This window comes from Alteraurantiacibacter buctensis (assembly GCF_009827655.1).
GTDB classification, from domain to species: Bacteria; Pseudomonadota; Alphaproteobacteria; order Sphingomonadales; family Sphingomonadaceae; genus Alteraurantiacibacter; species Alteraurantiacibacter buctensis.
The window spans coordinates 91,820-106,509 of sequence record NZ_WTYV01000008.1; the positions used below are offsets into that span (position 1 = coordinate 91,820).

Consider the following 14,690-nt stretch of genomic DNA (forward strand, 5'->3'; position numbering starts at 1 on the left):
AGATGAAACCGATTCTTAAAACGGCACTGGCCGTTGCCGCGGCTGGCAGCGTGGTGGCAGGCGGGGCGCTGACCAGCGTCACCGCGCATCACTCGTTCCCGGCGACCTATCACGTCGATCGCACGCAGACGATCCGCGGGCGCGTGGTCGCCTTCCTGTTCCGCAATCCGCACTCGTTCGTGCAGGTTATGGCGCCCGATGCCGATGGCACCATGCAGCGCTGGGCCGTGGAGTGGAGCGCGGGAGCGGCGCTTGCCTCGCAGAACGTCAATGCCCGCACGCTCAGCGTGGGCGACGTGGTGACCATCGTGGGCAATCCGGGCCGCAACGTGGCCGATCACCGCCTGCGGATGAACTCGATTCGCCGTCCGGCCGATGGGTGGAACTGGTCGGGCGCCGTCGAATAGCGCCTGCGCGCGGGGGAACAGGGGGTAGGCTGCCATGCTGGAAGCGCTCGCCAACAGCGATTACGCGATGTGGATGGTGGTCTCCCCATGGGCCTACCCCGCCTTGCTGACCACGCACGGCCTGGGCATGGCCTTCGTGGTCGGCCTGACGCTGATGATCGCCCTGCGCGTGCTGGGCTTTCCGGGCAACGTGCCGGTAACCCCCTACCGCAGCACGATCCCGCTGGGCATCGCTGCATTCGCGATCAACGCGCTTTCGGGCGTGCTGCTGTTTGCCGCCGACGCGGTGACGCTGTGGCCCAACCCCAGTTTCCAGATCAAGCTCGTGTCGATTGCCATCGGCCTTGTGGTCCTGTGGCTGCTGGGCCGGGGTCCGCTGCGTAGGGCCGTGGCGGCAGAGGCCGAAGGACGCGCGTTTGTCGCTACTGGTGGCGAAAAACTGCTGGCCGTGCTGGCGATCCTGTTCTGGTGCGGGGCGGTGATCGTTTCGGGCCGGCTGATCGCCTACCTTGCGCCCGCGTTGTTCTGAAAGGGGAACTGGCATGCTTGACGCACTCGGCAATGTCCTCGGCAGTTCCCCGCTCAACACCTTCATGGTTTCGGTTGGTCCGGCTTTCCCCGCCTGCGAGACGCTGCACTTCATCGGCCTGTCGCTGCTGTTCGGCTCGCTCCTGCTGGTGGACCTGCGCGCGATGGGCTTCTTCCGCGCCCTGCCGCTGATCGCCCTGCACCGGTTGGTGCCGCTGGCCATTGCGGGCTTTGCCATCAATCTCGTCACCGGCGTACTGTTCGTCGCCTATGACCCGCCGACCTACTTCGAGAACAACGCCTTCTTGTGGAAGATGGTGCTGGTGGGCCTGGCGGGTGTCAACGCGCTGGCCTTCGAGTTTGCGGTGTTCCGCCCGTTGGTGGCAGGCGACGCGGCAATCGAGCGCGGCATGCTGATCAAGGTGCTGGCGGCGCTGTCCCTGCTGCTGTGGAGCGGGGTGCTGATCGCCGGCCGGCTGATCCCCTTCGTATGATCCGCGCGGCACTTCCGCTGGCCCTTGCGGCCGTTCTCGCCGGTCCGGCTATGGCCGAGGCGGACCCCGCGTTGACCGAAAGTGCCGAGAACTTCGAACTGGCCGCGCACGATCCGCTACAGGCGCGGCAGACCTACCAGATCGAACCACACCGGCAGGGGGATCGCTGGTATCTCTACCTTGGTCACCTGCGCGGATCCGAGTTGAACCCGCAGACCGGGGAGATTGAGGAAAACGGCGTGTCGGTGGTGGACGTGACCGATCCGAAAAACCCGGTTTACCTGCGCCACATTCCGCCCACGCCCGCGCCGTGGAGCAACGCGTCGGCCGAGGCGCGGTCGGGTGGGCAGCATGTCCAGGCCTGCGCGGGTGATGACCTTCCGCATGGCGTGCCGGGGCGCCACTACCTGCTGCGCAACCAGGGCTGGGTGGGGCACGAGGTGCTCGACGTGACCGATCCGCTTAACCCCGCCCTGGTGGGCCCGGTCAGCCGCACGGGCGTGAGCCGCCATGGGGGACAAAGCACGCACAAGAACTTCTGGGATTGCGAAACCGGCGAGGCCTACCTCGTCTCCACGCTGGACGGCTGGAGCGGGCAGGTGCTGCAGGTGGTTGACCTGGCGGACCCGGCGCACCCGCGACACATCCGCGACTTTGCGCTGGACGGGATGCAGCCCGGCAGCGCTTTCGCGCGCGAGGTCGAGGAGGGCTATTCGCTGCACGAGGCGACCGTCTATCGGGACAGGGTGTACCTTGCCTATGGCACCGACCGTACGGGGACCGTGCAGATCCTTGACCGGCAGCGGCTGCTGCACGGCGATCCGGCCAGCGCCGATCCGCTGGGAACGGACAGCGCGGCCCTGGCATATCCGCAGCTCTCGCGTCTCGACATGCCCGATTTCTGGGGGGCCCATTCCGCCAAGCCGATCCTTGGCGTGCCCATCGCGGATTATGCCCGCAACGCCGTGGGCTCCACCCGCGACTTCCTGTTCGTGACCAGCGAGGGGATCGACTTCCTGTGCCGCACGCCGCGCCACCTGTCATTCTTCCTCGACATCACCGACGTGGCCCATCCCTGGCCGGTGTCGAACTACCAGGTGCCTGCCTTGCCCCAGGAGGAGGGTGACCCGAACTTCTGCGAGCGCGGTGTGTTCGGCCCGCATGGTCCGCATGCCTCGCACAGTCCGCTGTATGAAGGGCGCATCCTGTTCCTCGCCTATTTCACCGGCGGAGTGCGGGCGATCGACATGCGCGATCCGTTCCAGCCGGTGGAGGCGGGGCACTTCCTGCATGCGATCACGCCCAACAGCCGGGTGATCTATCCGCCTAACCCGCCGGCCGACGCCGTGGCCTGGCCTGTAGCCAACACGGTGGAGGTGGACGAGCGGGGTGGCTACCTGTTCATGGCGGACCGGCCGCACAACGGGCTGTATATCCTGCGCATCACCGGCGACCTGGCAGCCATCGTGAACGAAGGTCAGGCCGCGGCTTGGGTGCCGTAGGCGCGGCAGAAGGCATCCACAGCGGCATCCACGTCAGCCTCAATGGTCTGTGCGCCGGGCGAACCCGAATCGCTCATCAGGTGGCGCTGGTAGCTGCCGGACTGGAACATGCCGATCAGGTGCTGCGCGGCGCGGAAGCAATCGGCATCGGCCCGCACCAGACCGCGCGCCTGGGCTTCGGTCAGGAAACTGGCCATCCGCTGCCAGCCGTGGGCCAGCCCCTGTTCGTGAAACCGGATCCCCAGCCCCGGTATGGCTTTCGCTTCGGCCGTGACCACCCGCATCAGGGCGGTAATAGGCGGCGAGGTGAGGGCAGTCAGCAGGTTGCGGCCAAAGCGCTGCAGGCATTTGTCGAGAGGTCCGTCGAACACCAGTTGGGCAGCGATGTGGCCGGCATATTCCTCGATCAGGTCGCTCGCCACGGCCAGGAACAGCGCTTCCTTGCTGGGGAAATAGGTCCACAGCGTGGTCTTGGAGCCGCCGATCCGCGCCGCCACAGCCGACATCGAGGTACGGGCATAGCCCTGCTCAAGGAAGAGTGCGCGGGCCACCGCCAGCATCGCGCGGCGGCGTTCCTCGCTGACTCCCGGCAGCACGGCGGCATCGGTGGAACACTCTCCCATGAGCATGATACTAGGCAGTATCATTTCTGTTGACAAGCCGCTTGGCCGGGAGCATCTGGCCTGCCGTATGATACTGCACGGTACGGTCACCCCGGCATGAGGATCAGGTCACAGAACTGGCTAGCGGCAGGCCTTGCCGCAATGGCGCTGTCAGCCTGCGCCAGCGTGCCCGATCTGGGCGCGGCACCGCAATTGCGCGCGCCCGAATCGCTGGCGGCGGACCAGGCGCTGGCCGCAGCGCCCGCAGCCTTTCCGGATGACCGCTGGTGGACCCGCTGGCAGGATCCGCAGCTCGATGCCCTGGTGGCCGAGGCGCTGGCCGGGTCACCCGATGTGGCGCTGGCCACCGCGCGACTGGCCCAGGCGCAGGCGATGGTCGGCCAGGCCCGGGCAGCCGGAGAGCCGCAGGTGGATCTGGAAGCCAGCGTCGGCGGTGTGCGCCCCAGCCTGAACCAGGGATTCCCGCGCGGTTTCCTGCCGGAAAACGTGCGCAGCCAGGGCTATCTGGGCCTGAACTTTGCCTTCGATCCCGACCTGTGGGGCCGCCAGCGTGCCCAGCTTGCTGCGGCCACGTCAGGCGCCCGCGCGGCGGAGGTTGACGCAGCCCAGGCGCGGTTGCTCCTCGCCTCCTCGGTCGTGCGCACCTATGCCGACCTGATGGGCGCCTTCGCCCGGCGCGACCGCGCGCTTGAGACGATCGCCAATGCCGAGGCTGATCTGGGCGTCGCCCGGGAACGCAATGCGCGCGGGCTCGACAGTGCCATGCCGCTGCGCGCGGCGGAAGAAGCGCTCGATCGTGCCGAGGGCTCGCTGGCCCTGGCCGACGAGGAAATTGCCCTTGCCCGCAACATGCTTGCGGCACTGGTGGGCCAGGGGCCGGATCGCGGCCTTGCCATCGCCCGCCCGCAGATGGCCGATCCCTTCGCGCTGGCCCTGCCGCAAAACCTGCCGGCCGACCTGGTGGGCCGCCGTCCCGATCTGGTCGCCGCGCGCCTCAGGGCAGAAGCCGCCGCCGCCCGCATCGGCGTGGCGCGGGCCGATTTCTACCCCAGCGTGAACCTGGCTGCAGTGATCGGCTTGCAAGCCGTGCCGCTGGACCTGCTGTTCCGCCAATCCTCGCTGACCACCCAGTTCGGCCCGGCGCTGCGCCTGCCGATCTTCGAAGGCGGGGCCATCGCCGCACGTTACGAAGGAGCGCGAGCCCAGTATGACGAGGCGGTAGCGGCCTATGACGCGGCCCTGCTCACCGCCGTGCGGCAGGTGGCCGATGCCGCCGCGCAGAAGCGGGCGATTGCCACTCAGCTTGCAGAGGCAACCGAAGCCTACAACGCCGCCCGCGCGCAGCTTGCCCTGGCCCGCCAGCGTACGGATGCGGGGCTGGCCGACAGCCGTGCCGTGCTGAGCGAGCAGCGCGACGTGATCGCGGCAGAGCGTTCCGTAGCCGCGCTGGTGGCGCGTGACAGGCAAGCCGATGTGGCCCTGGCCGTGGCGCTGGGCGGCGGATTTGACGAGATGACGACCGATGAAGGATCGCAGTGATGGATAGCGTGCAGCCCCCCGCACCCGCCGGGGCCGAAGTCGAGGTCGAAGGCGCCGCACCCAAGGTTGACCGGCGCGGCAAGTTGTTCCGCATCCTGGGCCTGGTCGTGCTTGCAGCCGCAATTGGCTGGGGCGCCTATTACTGGTTCTTCCAGCGCGGGTTCGTGGGCACGGACAATGCCTATGTCGCCGCTGAAAGCGCGGTCGTCACGCCGCGCCTGGCCGCAGCCGTGCGCGAAGTGCGCGTGGCCGATACCCAGGTGGTGAAGGCGGGTGACGTGCTGGTGGTGCTCGACGATGCCGATGCCCGCGTGGAACTGGCCGCTGCCGAAGCCGCGCTGCGCCAGGCCCAGCAGCGCTTCTCGCAGGCGCGGGCCAACGATCGCCAGCTTGGTGCCCGAGTGGCCGGGGCCAGCGCCGATATCGCCGCAGCGCAAGCCCGGCTGGTTTCAGCCGAGGCCGACCTGGCGCGCGCCAACGATGCCGTGTCGCGCCGCAGCGGACTAGCCGAGAGCGGTGCCGTGGCGGGAGAAGAGCTCAGCCAGGCCCGCGCCACGCAGGCTCAGGCCCGCGCCGCCGTGGATGCCGCGCGCGCCGCGCTCGCATCTGCCCAGGCCAACCGCGCCGCCGCCAGTGGCTCGGCCGATGCCAATGCCGTGATCACCCGCGTGGGCGACATGGCGGGCGATCCTGACGTTCGCGCAGCGCAGGCCCGCGTGGACGCCGCACGCCTGATGCTGGAGAGGACCGTGATCCGCGCCCCCGTCGCCGGCACCGTCGCCCAGCGCACCGTCCAGCCCGGCCAGCAGGTGGCCCCGGGCACGCCGTTGCTGCATGTGGTGCCGCTGGCCCAGGCTTTCGTGGAAGCGAACTTCCGCGAAACCCAGCTTGGCCCCGTGCGCGTGGGCCAGCCGGTGGAGCTGACCAGCGACTTTCACGGCAGTGATGTGGTCTATCATGGCCGTGTCAGCGGCATCGGGGCGGCTTCGGGTGCGGCATCCTCGCTGATTCCGGCACAGAACGCGTCGGGCAACTGGGTCAAGGTGGTGCAGCGCATCCCGGTGCGCATAGCGCTTGATGCCCGCGAGCTTGCGGCCCATCCGCTGCCGGTTGGCGCGTCGATGGAAGCCGAAATCGACACGCGCGGCAACTGAGGCACCGCACCGTGGCCAGGGCAGCAACCGTCGGCAGATCCCCGCCACCGCCCCCGCGACCGGGGGAGGCGCAAGCGCCGGAGTACCTGACCGGCTACAAGCTGATCCTGGCGGCCTTTGCCCTGGCGCTGTCCAACTTCGTGGTGGTGCTGGACATCACCATTGCTAACGTTTCCGTGCCGCACATTGCCGGCGGACTGGCCGTGTCGCCCAGCCAGGGGACCTGGGTGATCACCTCCTACGCCGTGGCCGAGGCGATCGTGGTGCCGCTAACCGGGTGGCTGGCATACCGCTTCGGCACCTATCGCTGGCTACTGGTATCGCTGGCGGGCTTCGGCATCTTTTCCGCCCTGTGCGGGGCGGCCCGTTCGATCGAGCTGCTGATTGCCTTCCGGGTGTTGCAGGGCCTGTTCGGCGGGCCGATCATGCCGCTGACCCAGGCAATGCTGACCCGCGTGTTCCCTCCGGAGAAGATCCCGATGGCCATGGGCCTGTGGGCCACCACCACGATCACCGCGCCGATCTTCGGGCCGATCCTTGGGGGGTGGATTTCGGACAACTGGTCGTGGCCGTGGATCTTTTTCATCAACGCGCCGGTGCTGGCCCTGTCGCTGTTCGCGGTGATGCAGTTGCTGCCGAAGTTCGAGACCCCGCGCCGCAAGATGCCGATCGACCTGGTCGGGCTGGCGCTGCTGATCGTTTGGGTCGGTGCCTTCCAGCTGATGCTGGACACCGGGCGCGAGCATGACTGGTTCAATTCCCCCTTCGTGGTGACCATGGCCATCGTGGCGGTGATCGGCCTGTTCGCCTTCCTGATCTGGGAGTGGTACGAGGAACACCCGATCGTGAACCTGCGGCTGCTGCGCAACCGCACGCTGTGGGTGTCCACCGTGGCCATGTCGATGGGCTATGCGGCCATGTTCGCCGGCGTGGTGCTGGTGCCTTTGTGGCTGCAGCAGGTGATGGGTTACACTGCCACAGAGGCAGGTCACATCACCGGCGCGCAGGGCGTTTTTGCCGTGCTGATGGCCCCGCTGGCGGCCATGCTGATGGCCAAGGTGGATGTGCGCATCCCGATCTGCCTGGGCGTGGTCTGGCTGGCCTTTGCCAGCCTGCTGCGCATCCAGTGGAGCACCGACACGACCTGGTGGGGTCTCATCACCCCGCAACTGCTGCAGGGGCTGGGCATGCCGTTCTTCTTCGTGGCCCTGACCACCTTTTCGCTGTCGGGCGTCCGGCCGGAAAACGTCGCCTCGGCGGCGGGGATCGTCACCTTCGCGCGCACGATGGCAGGCGCGGTGGCAACGGCCGTTGCCTCAACCCTGTGGCTGGATCACGCCCAGGTCCAGCGGGCCGAACTGGTACCGGCGATGAACGGGGTGGATCAGGCCGTGGCGACCATGGAAGGCGCAGGACTGGGCCATCAGCAGGCCGTGGGCACGCTGTCGATGCTGGTGGAAATGCAGGCGATGACCAACTCTGCGCTGTTCATTTTTGCTCTGGCCACGGTCCTGTTGCTGGCCAGCGCCTTTCTGATCTGGCTGGCCCCCAAGCCCACGGGCAGCCTGAAGCCCGGGGTTGCGCACTAGGCTCGGGGACTGCGGCGGTCAGCGACTGCAGGTGTTGATCCCGACCAGCGAATAGAGCGGGCAGGTCCGCAGCAGCCCGGTGGCGAGCGGCACCAGCCCGATCCAGCCCCAGGGGGTCTGCGGGCCCACAAAGACAAGCGCGATCAGGAACACTCCCAGGACCACCCGCACCAGGCGATCTAGCGAACCGACATTGGTCTTGAACATGGCATGGTTCTCCCTTGTTGCCGTGCCAATGGCACAAGGGGACATAGCCGGCATTGACGGCGATCAAGCGCTGGCGAACGCTACAGAAGGGGCTTGCCGCAGGCCGCCTTTGGCCAACTGGCACCATCTGTCCATATCGGAAGGAAGATGGTGGGCGCGACAGGGATTGAACCTGTGACCCCACCCGTGTGAAGGGTGTGCTCTACCGCTGAGCTACGCGCCCGCCGGGACCGGTAAGGTCCGTGCAGGGGCGGGCCATTGCCACGGCAAAAGCCCCTTGGCAAGCGCTCAATGCGCGAAAATTCGCGTGGCCAGCATCTGCCACCAGCTGCCGCCAGCGATTGCCTGCGGGGCGGGGCGGCTGGCATCGGTGGCAAGACACTCAAGGCACAGCACGCGGGCCCCCGGCCGGGCGATCAGGCGCTCCATGTCACCCACCGCGCGGGCAAGGGCCTGCTGCTGGCGCGAGGCCATCAGGCCGCTGACGGAGACGAGGTCCGGCCCGCTGCCGGCCGGCGCGGTGCCGCCGCCGACCAGGCCGGCGATCATCTCGTCCCACGGGTCCGGCGGGCTGACGAGGTACTTTGCGTGCCACGATCCTTCGGCCAGGTCCGCCTCGGCAGCAGCCCAGGCCAGGGCATCGTCGAGGCCGCCGAACTGGTCGACCAGGCCCAGCTGGCGGGCGGTACCGCCGGTCCAGACGCGGCCCTGGCCCAGCTCGTCGGCGCGGGCGCGGGTGATCTGGCGGCTTTGCGCCACCAGGCCCAGGAAGGTGTCATAGATCGCGGCGGTCTCGGCCTGCAGCAGAGCCTGGGCTTCGGGAGTGAGGCCGCCCAGCAGGTCAGGCTGGCCGGACAGCGGGGTGGTTTTCACCCCGTCGGACCGCACGCCGTACTCGGCCAGCACGGTCTCGAAGGTGGGGATCACCGAGAAGACCCCGATCGAGCCGGTGATCGTTTCCGGCTGGGCAAAGATCCGGTCGGCGGGCGTCGCCACCCAGTAGCCGCCACTGGCCGCATAGTTGCCCATGCTGACCGCGATCGGAATGTCCTTGTCCTTGAAGCGCATGATCGCGCGGCGGATCGCTTCCGAACCGGTGACCGAGCCGCCTGGCGAATCGACCCGCACCACCAGCGCCGCCAGGTCATCGTTCAGCGCATCGTCGAGCAGGCCGACGATCCGTTCCGCGCCTGCCTCGCCCGGGCCGGCGCTGCCGTCGGAAATCTCGCCGGCGATGGTGATCACGCCGATCGCCTTGCTGCCGCCGCCGGTCAGGCTGCGCAGGCCGCTGCCGTTTTCCGGCTCGAGGTTGGCGAAGTAGGTGTCAAAGTCGGTGCTGGCGAAAGTGCCCGGGCGATCGTCCCAGGCATCCTCGCCCGCCACTTCGGCCACGCGGGCGGCCCACTGGTCGCGGGTGCCGATCTTGTCGACCAGTCCGGCGGCCAGCGAAGCGCGTGCCAGGCTGCCCTGCGCGGCCATCAGGTCGACAAGGCCGGTGGTCGCCTGGTCGATCTTCACCTGCGGGCGGGCCTGGCGCAGGTGCGCCTGCCATTCTTCCCAGATCGCGGTGATATACTGGGTGGCGTTCTCGCGCGCGGGCTCGGACATGCCGCTGCCCGAATAGGGTTCCACCGCGCTCTTGAAGGTGCCCACCTTGAAGATGTGCGCGGTCACGCCATAGCGTTGCAGCGCCTCGCCGAAATAGAGATTGCTGCCGCCAGGGCCAAGGATGGCGGCGCCGCCCAGCGGATCCACCCATACCTCGCTGGCATGGCCGGCCAGGGCCACCGCATCGTCGGCATAGGCCACGCCGAAGGCCAGCACCGGCTTGTCCGCCGCGCGGAACCGGCCCAGCGCCTCGGCTACTTCCTGCACCGATACGTGGGGGCCGCCGGTGAAGCTGGTCAGATCGAGCGCGATGGCCTTGATCCGCTCGTCGGTAGCTGCATCGTCGATCGCGCGCACCAGGTCGCGCGCGGCATACTGGCGGGTGGGAATGGCGCTGGAGAGGAGGCCTTCCAGCGGGTCAGCCGGGGCCACTTCCTCGGCCAGCGAACCGTCCAGCTCAAGCAGCAGCGCGCCATCGCGCACCTGGGCGGGGGCGGGGGCGGCGCGCAGGGCGGCAAACAGCAGGGTGAAGAACAGCAGGAAGAAGCACAGCGCCAGGCCATCCTTGATGCCCACCAGCAGCCGCCAGACCTTGCCCGCAAAACTCATATTGGTGCCCCGTGTCGATTGCATGGGGCATTAGGTAGGGGGACGGCGGCGCTTGCGCCAGCGGGAAAGCGCTTGAGTGTATTACCCCGCTCGACTAGGGGCTTAGCTTTAATGACATCCGTGACAACACCCCCTGCATCGTCCCGCTATCCGGCGGGGAGAAGGGCCTTCCCGCACCGTGACCTGATCGCCATCGGCGCGCTGGCCACACACGAAATCCTGTTCCTGCTGGACGAGGCGGAACGCTGGGTGGCCTTCAACCGCCAGCCGCAGAAGCGCGCCGAGGCGCTGGCCGGCCTGACCATCATCAACGCCTTCTTCGAAAACTCCACCCGCACGCTGCTGAGCTTCGAGATCGCCGGCAAGCGGCTGGGGGCGGATGTGGTCAACATGCACGCCGCCCAGTCCAGCGTGAAGAAGGGCGAAACGCTGATCGACACGGCGATGACGCTGAACGCCATGCGCGCCGATGCCATCGTGATTCGCCACCAATCCAGCGGGGCGGTGGGGCTGATCGCCGGCAAGGTGGATTGCCCGGTGCTCAACGCGGGGGACGGGCAGCACGAACACCCCACCCAGGCGCTGCTCGATGCGCTGGCCCTGCGCCAGACACTGCGCGCGCGCGGCGAACTGGCCAGCGACGGCACGCTGACCGGCCTGAAGGTGACGATCTGCGGCGATGTGCTGCACAGCCGGGTGGCGCGCTCGAACATGCTGTGCCTGCAGGCGCTGGGGGCCGTGGTGCGCGTTTGTGCGCCGCCGGCGTTGCTGCCGATGGGGCTGGACATGATCGGGGCCGAGGCCTTCACCGATTTCGACGCCGCGCTGGCGGGCGCCGACGTGGTGATGATGCTGCGCCTGCAGAACGAACGGATGGACGGCCAGTTCATCCCGTCCCCCCGCGAATATCGCCACCTATACGGCCTCACCCAGGCGCGGCTGGCGCTGGCGGGCGGCAATGCCATCGTCATGCACCCGGGTCCGATGAACCGCGGGGTGGAGATCGACAGCGACGTGGCCGACATGCCCGGCCGCTCGATTATCACCCAGCAGGTGGAAATGGGCGTGGCCATGCGCATGGCCTGCCTGGAAGTGCTGACCCGGCGTGCGCGCGGCATTGCCGGCTGGGGCGATGGAGAATGGGTATGAAGCAGCAGCGGCCCATCACCATCACCGGCGGGCGGCTGGTGACGCCCGCAGGGGTTGTGGAGAAAACGCTGCGGCTGGCCGATGGCCTGATCGCGGCTCTGGGGGAAAGCCCGGCCGAGGGCGACCAGGTGATCGACGCGCGCGGGCAACTGGTTGCACCCGGCCTGGTCGATTGCTGTGTCTTCACCGTGGACAAGCCCGCGTTCCACTTCGGGGGGATCACGCGGGCTGGCCTGATGCCCGACCAGAACCCGCCGCTGGACCATCCGGCGCGGGTGCGGTTTGCGGCCAGCAGCGGCAAGCCGGACATGTGGGTGCACCCGCTGGCTGCCGCCACGCAGGGGCTGGCGGGCGAGCAACTGGCGGAGATCGCGATGATGCGCGATGCCGGGGCCAAGGCCGTAGCGACGGGCCGTGCGTGGATTGCCGATTCGGGCGTGATGCTGCGGCTGATGCAATATGCCGCGATGCTGGGCCTGGTGGTCATCACTCATGCCGAGGACGGGGGACTGGCCGGCAAGGCCGTGGCCACGGCGGGCGAAATGGCCACAAGGCTCGGCCTGCCTTCCGCTCCAGCCGAGGCCGAGGCCCTCGCCGTGGCGCGTGACATTGCCCTGGCCGAGATGACCGGCGCGCGCCTGCACCTGCGGCAGGTGACCACGCGCGGCGCGCTGGCGCTGGTGCGCGCGGCGAAGGCACGGGGCGTGGCGGTGACCGCCGGCGTGACCCCGGCCCATTTCATGCTGAGCGACCTGGCGCTGGCGGGGTTCCGTACCTTTGCCCGCCTTTCGCCGCCGCTGCGGCCCGAGGATGACCGGCAGGCGGTGATCGAGGCCCTGGCCGATGGTACGATCGACGTGGTCGCCAGCGGCCACGATCCGCGCGGGCCGGAAGACAAGCGCCTGCCCTTTGCCGATGCCGCGCCGGGCATGGCCGGGGCCGAGACGCTGCTGCCGATGGTCCTTTCGCTGGTGCGCGACGGCGTGATCGACCTGTCCCGCGCCTTCGACCTGATGGCCGGCGCGCCCGCGCGGCTGCTGGGCGTGAATGCGGGTGTGTTGGCACCTGGGGCCGAGGCTGACGTGGCATTGGTCGACCCGGAGAAGCCGTGGGTGGTCGATGCCCGCCGGATGGAGGCCCAGGCCGGCAACACGCCGTTCGATCGCCAGCCGGTCCAGGGCCGGGTGACGGCCCTGTGGAAGGGCGGCGTGGCGATCAGGGGCTGAACGCAAAACGGCCCGCCGTTTCCGGCAGGCCGCTTGTGTTAGCTGTCGGCTTGGCTCAGTTGCGACGGGCCAGACGCACCGAGTCCTCGCGGCGGCTGGGCAGGGCACCGGGCAACGGGGCGTTGGCGGCCCAGCTGATGCATCCTTCACCGCCGCGCGCGTCGATCGCGTTGCACATGGCGCGGCTGGCCGTGCGGTCGAACCCGGCGGCAGAGACGCGGAAGTAGCGCTTGCCGCGCACCACCGCCTCGGTGATCACCATGTCGTGGCTGGCCAGCTCCGGATAGCGGCTGACGTAGATGCCCCAGGCGCGGCGCGCGCCCTGTTCGGACGAGAAGCTGCCAAGCTGCACCAGATGCGAGCCGTCGGCAGAGGACAGCGCGGCCACGGCTGCGTCCTCGCTGGCAGACTGCAGCGGCATGGCGCGGGCGGCGACCTGACGGGCACCGGCACTGGCAGCCTCGCGCTGGGCCAGGGTAGGGACTTCGGCGGCGGGCTGTTCGGGCGTGGCGCCATAGCGGGTGGGGGTGCTCTGCACCACCGGCTGGTTGACAAAGCGGATGGCGTCCTGCGTCACCTGGGCCAGCGATCCGCCGGACGGGGCGGCGGTGGCGAAGGCGGTGGCAAAGTCGGTCGGCTGGCTGGCGGCTGCGGCGTCGCCGGCGGCCACGTCCATCGCTGGGCGACCTACGGCCGGCAATTCCGAGGCGGTGGCAGGGATCGCCACGCGACGTTCCGGCAGGGCCGGGGCCACGGGAGCAGGCGCCACGCCTGCGGCCGGCAGTTCACCCTGGGCACGCGGCGCGGCGGCCACGGCATAGCCGCTTGCCTCGGCGGCGAGCTGTTCCAGGCCAGGCGTGTTGTTCAGCGCCAGCGCGGCGGGTTGACCCATGTCGCGCACCCCGGCGGGCACGCCCAGCAGGCGGGCAATGCGCAACTGGTAGGCATCGGGGCTGGCCATCTCGGCCCATTGCGCCATGCGCGCGCCGACCTGGTCGGCCGGCACGTCCTGCGCGGCCATCAGGCGCGCCTCGCGCCAGCGGCCGGCCACGGCATAGGCATAGGCCAGGTTCTGGCGCATCTTGACCGTGTTTTCGCCGCCGCGGATGGCGTTGCCCATCAGGTGGATGCCGCGTTCCGGCTGGCCGGACAGGGCCAGGGCCAGGCCCAGGTCCGCCGTGGCGATCTGGCCTTCCCAGTCGTTCAGCAGGGCGGCAGCCTCGCCATATCGGGCCTGCGCGTTGAGGCTGAGCGCCAGGCTCAGCGCCGTGCGCGGGCTGTTGTCGCCCAGCGCCATGGCATCGTTGAAGCTGGTTTCGGCCGAGGCAAAGCGCCCGGCATCGAGGTAGGCCTTGCCCAGCATTGCGCGATAGGCGGCGTTGCGCGGATCGGCCTGGACGGCCTGTTCCGCCAGCCGCAGGCCACGATCCACGCGCCCTTCGGCCAGCGCAGCCTGGGCCTGGGTGGCGCTGATATCGGCGCGCGGCGCAGGCGAGGCGGCGCAGCCGGACAGCAGGGCACCGGCCATGGCCGTGGAGACAGCCAGAGTCTTCATGCTGATGGTGGGATCGGGCTTGTCCATGATCATCTCCAGGGCTGCGTCAGGCCGGCTTGCGGACTTGCGCGGCGAGGTGTTCGATATGCGGATGGCGGGCGAGAAATTCGTCGAGGGCGCGGGTCACCAGGTGCTGCGCGCTTTCCCCGGCCACGGTGCTGGCCAGGCGCAGGCGCAGGTGGCGCTCCTCGTCCAGCCGCAGGGTGAAGGCAGCCCGGCGGGCGGTGGTGGCTTCAGCCTGTTCCAGCGCCGCCTGGTTGCTGTCGGCAACGTGATGCACAAGGCGGGTCTGCTGGCGCTTCACTTCGGGTTCGGGGAACATCACCGGGCCTTCCTCGCCCAGGTCGTTCCAGCCCAGATCTTCGTCGGTTGCGGCCGATTCGCCCAGTTGCGCGTGGCGCATGGCCGGACGCGCGCCGCCCTTGCGGGCCAGCAGGTACGGCCCAAGCGAGGCGACCTTGCCGCCGCCGCCGTGCTCGCCGCGCACCCCGGCGCCCATG

The 14,690-nt window shown here is 69.1% G+C and carries 14 protein-coding genes and 1 tRNA gene; 9 read left to right on the forward strand and 6 right to left on the reverse strand.

Annotated elements, in window-relative coordinates; translation table 11 throughout:
• Positions 1-2: 2 nt before the first annotated feature.
• The 4 genes from GRI99_RS16630 to GRI99_RS16645 all read left to right on the forward strand — a co-directional run bounded on the left by GRI99_RS16630 (position 3) and on the right by GRI99_RS16645 (position 2,931).
• Positions 3-407: a DUF6152 family protein gene (locus GRI99_RS16630; protein ID WP_160773193.1), complete on the forward strand. Its 405-nt coding sequence runs from the start codon at positions 3-5 to the stop codon at positions 405-407.
• A gap of 34 nt (positions 408-441) precedes the next feature.
• Positions 442-936 carry a hypothetical protein gene (locus GRI99_RS16635; RefSeq protein ID WP_160773194.1) on the forward strand — a complete coding sequence of 165 codons (495 nt, stop codon included), beginning with the start codon at positions 442-444 and terminating at the stop codon, positions 934-936.
• A 13-nt stretch (positions 937-949) separates the two neighbouring features.
• Positions 950-1,429, forward strand: coding sequence for a DUF6644 family protein (locus GRI99_RS16640; RefSeq protein WP_160773195.1), 480 nt, complete (start codon positions 950-952; stop codon positions 1,427-1,429).
• A gap of 71 nt (positions 1,430-1,500) precedes the next feature.
• A complete protein-coding gene (locus GRI99_RS16645) occupies positions 1,501-2,931 on the forward strand; it encodes an LVIVD repeat-containing protein (protein ID WP_237438419.1) in 1,431 nt (476 codons plus the stop codon).
• On the opposite strand, the gene GRI99_RS16650 is transcribed toward GRI99_RS16645, so the two are convergent.
• Positions 2,907-3,554, reverse strand: a complete 648-nt coding sequence (locus GRI99_RS16650; RefSeq protein WP_160773197.1) for a TetR/AcrR family transcriptional regulator — start codon at positions 3,552-3,554, stop codon at positions 2,907-2,909. The genes GRI99_RS16645 and GRI99_RS16650 overlap by 25 nt on opposite strands.
• Before the next feature lie 96 nt (positions 3,555-3,650).
• Between GRI99_RS16650 and GRI99_RS16655 the strand changes: the two genes are divergently transcribed.
• The 3 genes from GRI99_RS16655 to GRI99_RS16665 are packed head-to-tail and all read left to right on the forward strand — an operon-like array spanning position 3,651 to position 7,836.
• Positions 3,651-5,093, forward strand: coding sequence for an efflux transporter outer membrane subunit (locus tag GRI99_RS16655; protein WP_160773198.1), 1,443 nt, complete (start codon positions 3,651-3,653; stop codon positions 5,091-5,093).
• Complete coding sequence (locus tag GRI99_RS16660) at positions 5,093-6,247, forward strand: HlyD family secretion protein (RefSeq protein WP_160773199.1); 1,155 nt, start codon at positions 5,093-5,095, stop codon at positions 6,245-6,247. Before GRI99_RS16655 ends, GRI99_RS16660 begins: the two co-directional genes overlap by 1 nt.
• Positions 6,248-6,258: 11 nt before the next feature.
• Positions 6,259-7,836: a DHA2 family efflux MFS transporter permease subunit gene (locus GRI99_RS16665; protein ID WP_160773200.1), complete on the forward strand. Its 1,578-nt coding sequence runs from the start codon at positions 6,259-6,261 to the stop codon at positions 7,834-7,836.
• An 18-nt stretch (positions 7,837-7,854) separates the two neighbouring features.
• Here the strand turns inward: GRI99_RS16665 and GRI99_RS16670 are convergent, their stop codons facing one another.
• The 3 genes from GRI99_RS16670 to sppA all read right to left on the reverse strand — a co-directional run bounded on the left by GRI99_RS16670 (position 7,855) and on the right by sppA (position 10,284).
• A complete protein-coding gene (locus GRI99_RS16670) occupies positions 7,855-8,043 on the reverse strand; it encodes a YgaP family membrane protein (RefSeq protein WP_160773201.1) in 189 nt (62 codons plus the stop codon).
• 148 nt (positions 8,044-8,191) lie between these two features.
• Positions 8,192-8,266 (reverse strand) — tRNA-Val (locus tag GRI99_RS16675).
• A 65-nt stretch (positions 8,267-8,331) separates the two neighbouring features.
• Positions 8,332-10,284, reverse strand: coding sequence for a signal peptide peptidase SppA (gene sppA / locus GRI99_RS16680; RefSeq protein ID WP_160773202.1), 1,953 nt, complete (start codon positions 10,282-10,284; stop codon positions 8,332-8,334).
• An 87-nt stretch (positions 10,285-10,371) separates the two neighbouring features.
• Here sppA and GRI99_RS16685 point away from each other — a divergent pair, with 87 nt between their 5' ends.
• A complete protein-coding gene (locus tag GRI99_RS16685) occupies positions 10,372-11,409 on the forward strand; it encodes an aspartate carbamoyltransferase catalytic subunit (protein WP_202393154.1) in 1,038 nt (345 codons plus the stop codon).
• Complete coding sequence (locus GRI99_RS16690) at positions 11,406-12,635, forward strand: dihydroorotase (protein WP_160773244.1); 1,230 nt, start codon at positions 11,406-11,408, stop codon at positions 12,633-12,635. Before GRI99_RS16685 ends, GRI99_RS16690 begins: the two co-directional genes overlap by 4 nt.
• Positions 12,636-12,690: 55 nt before the next feature.
• On the opposite strand, the gene GRI99_RS16695 is transcribed toward GRI99_RS16690, so the two are convergent.
• Both GRI99_RS16695 and GRI99_RS16700 read right to left on the reverse strand, forming a co-directional pair.
• Positions 12,691-14,217, reverse strand: a complete 1,527-nt coding sequence (locus tag GRI99_RS16695; protein ID WP_160773203.1) for an SPOR domain-containing protein — start codon at positions 14,215-14,217, stop codon at positions 12,691-12,693.
• Positions 14,218-14,236: 19 nt separating this feature from the next.
• The gene (locus GRI99_RS16700; protein ID WP_160773204.1) at positions 14,237-14,689 is read right to left on the reverse strand and encodes a hypothetical protein; all 453 of its coding nucleotides are present in this window, start codon (positions 14,687-14,689) and stop codon (positions 14,237-14,239) included.
• Position 14,690 lies beyond the last annotated feature (1 nt).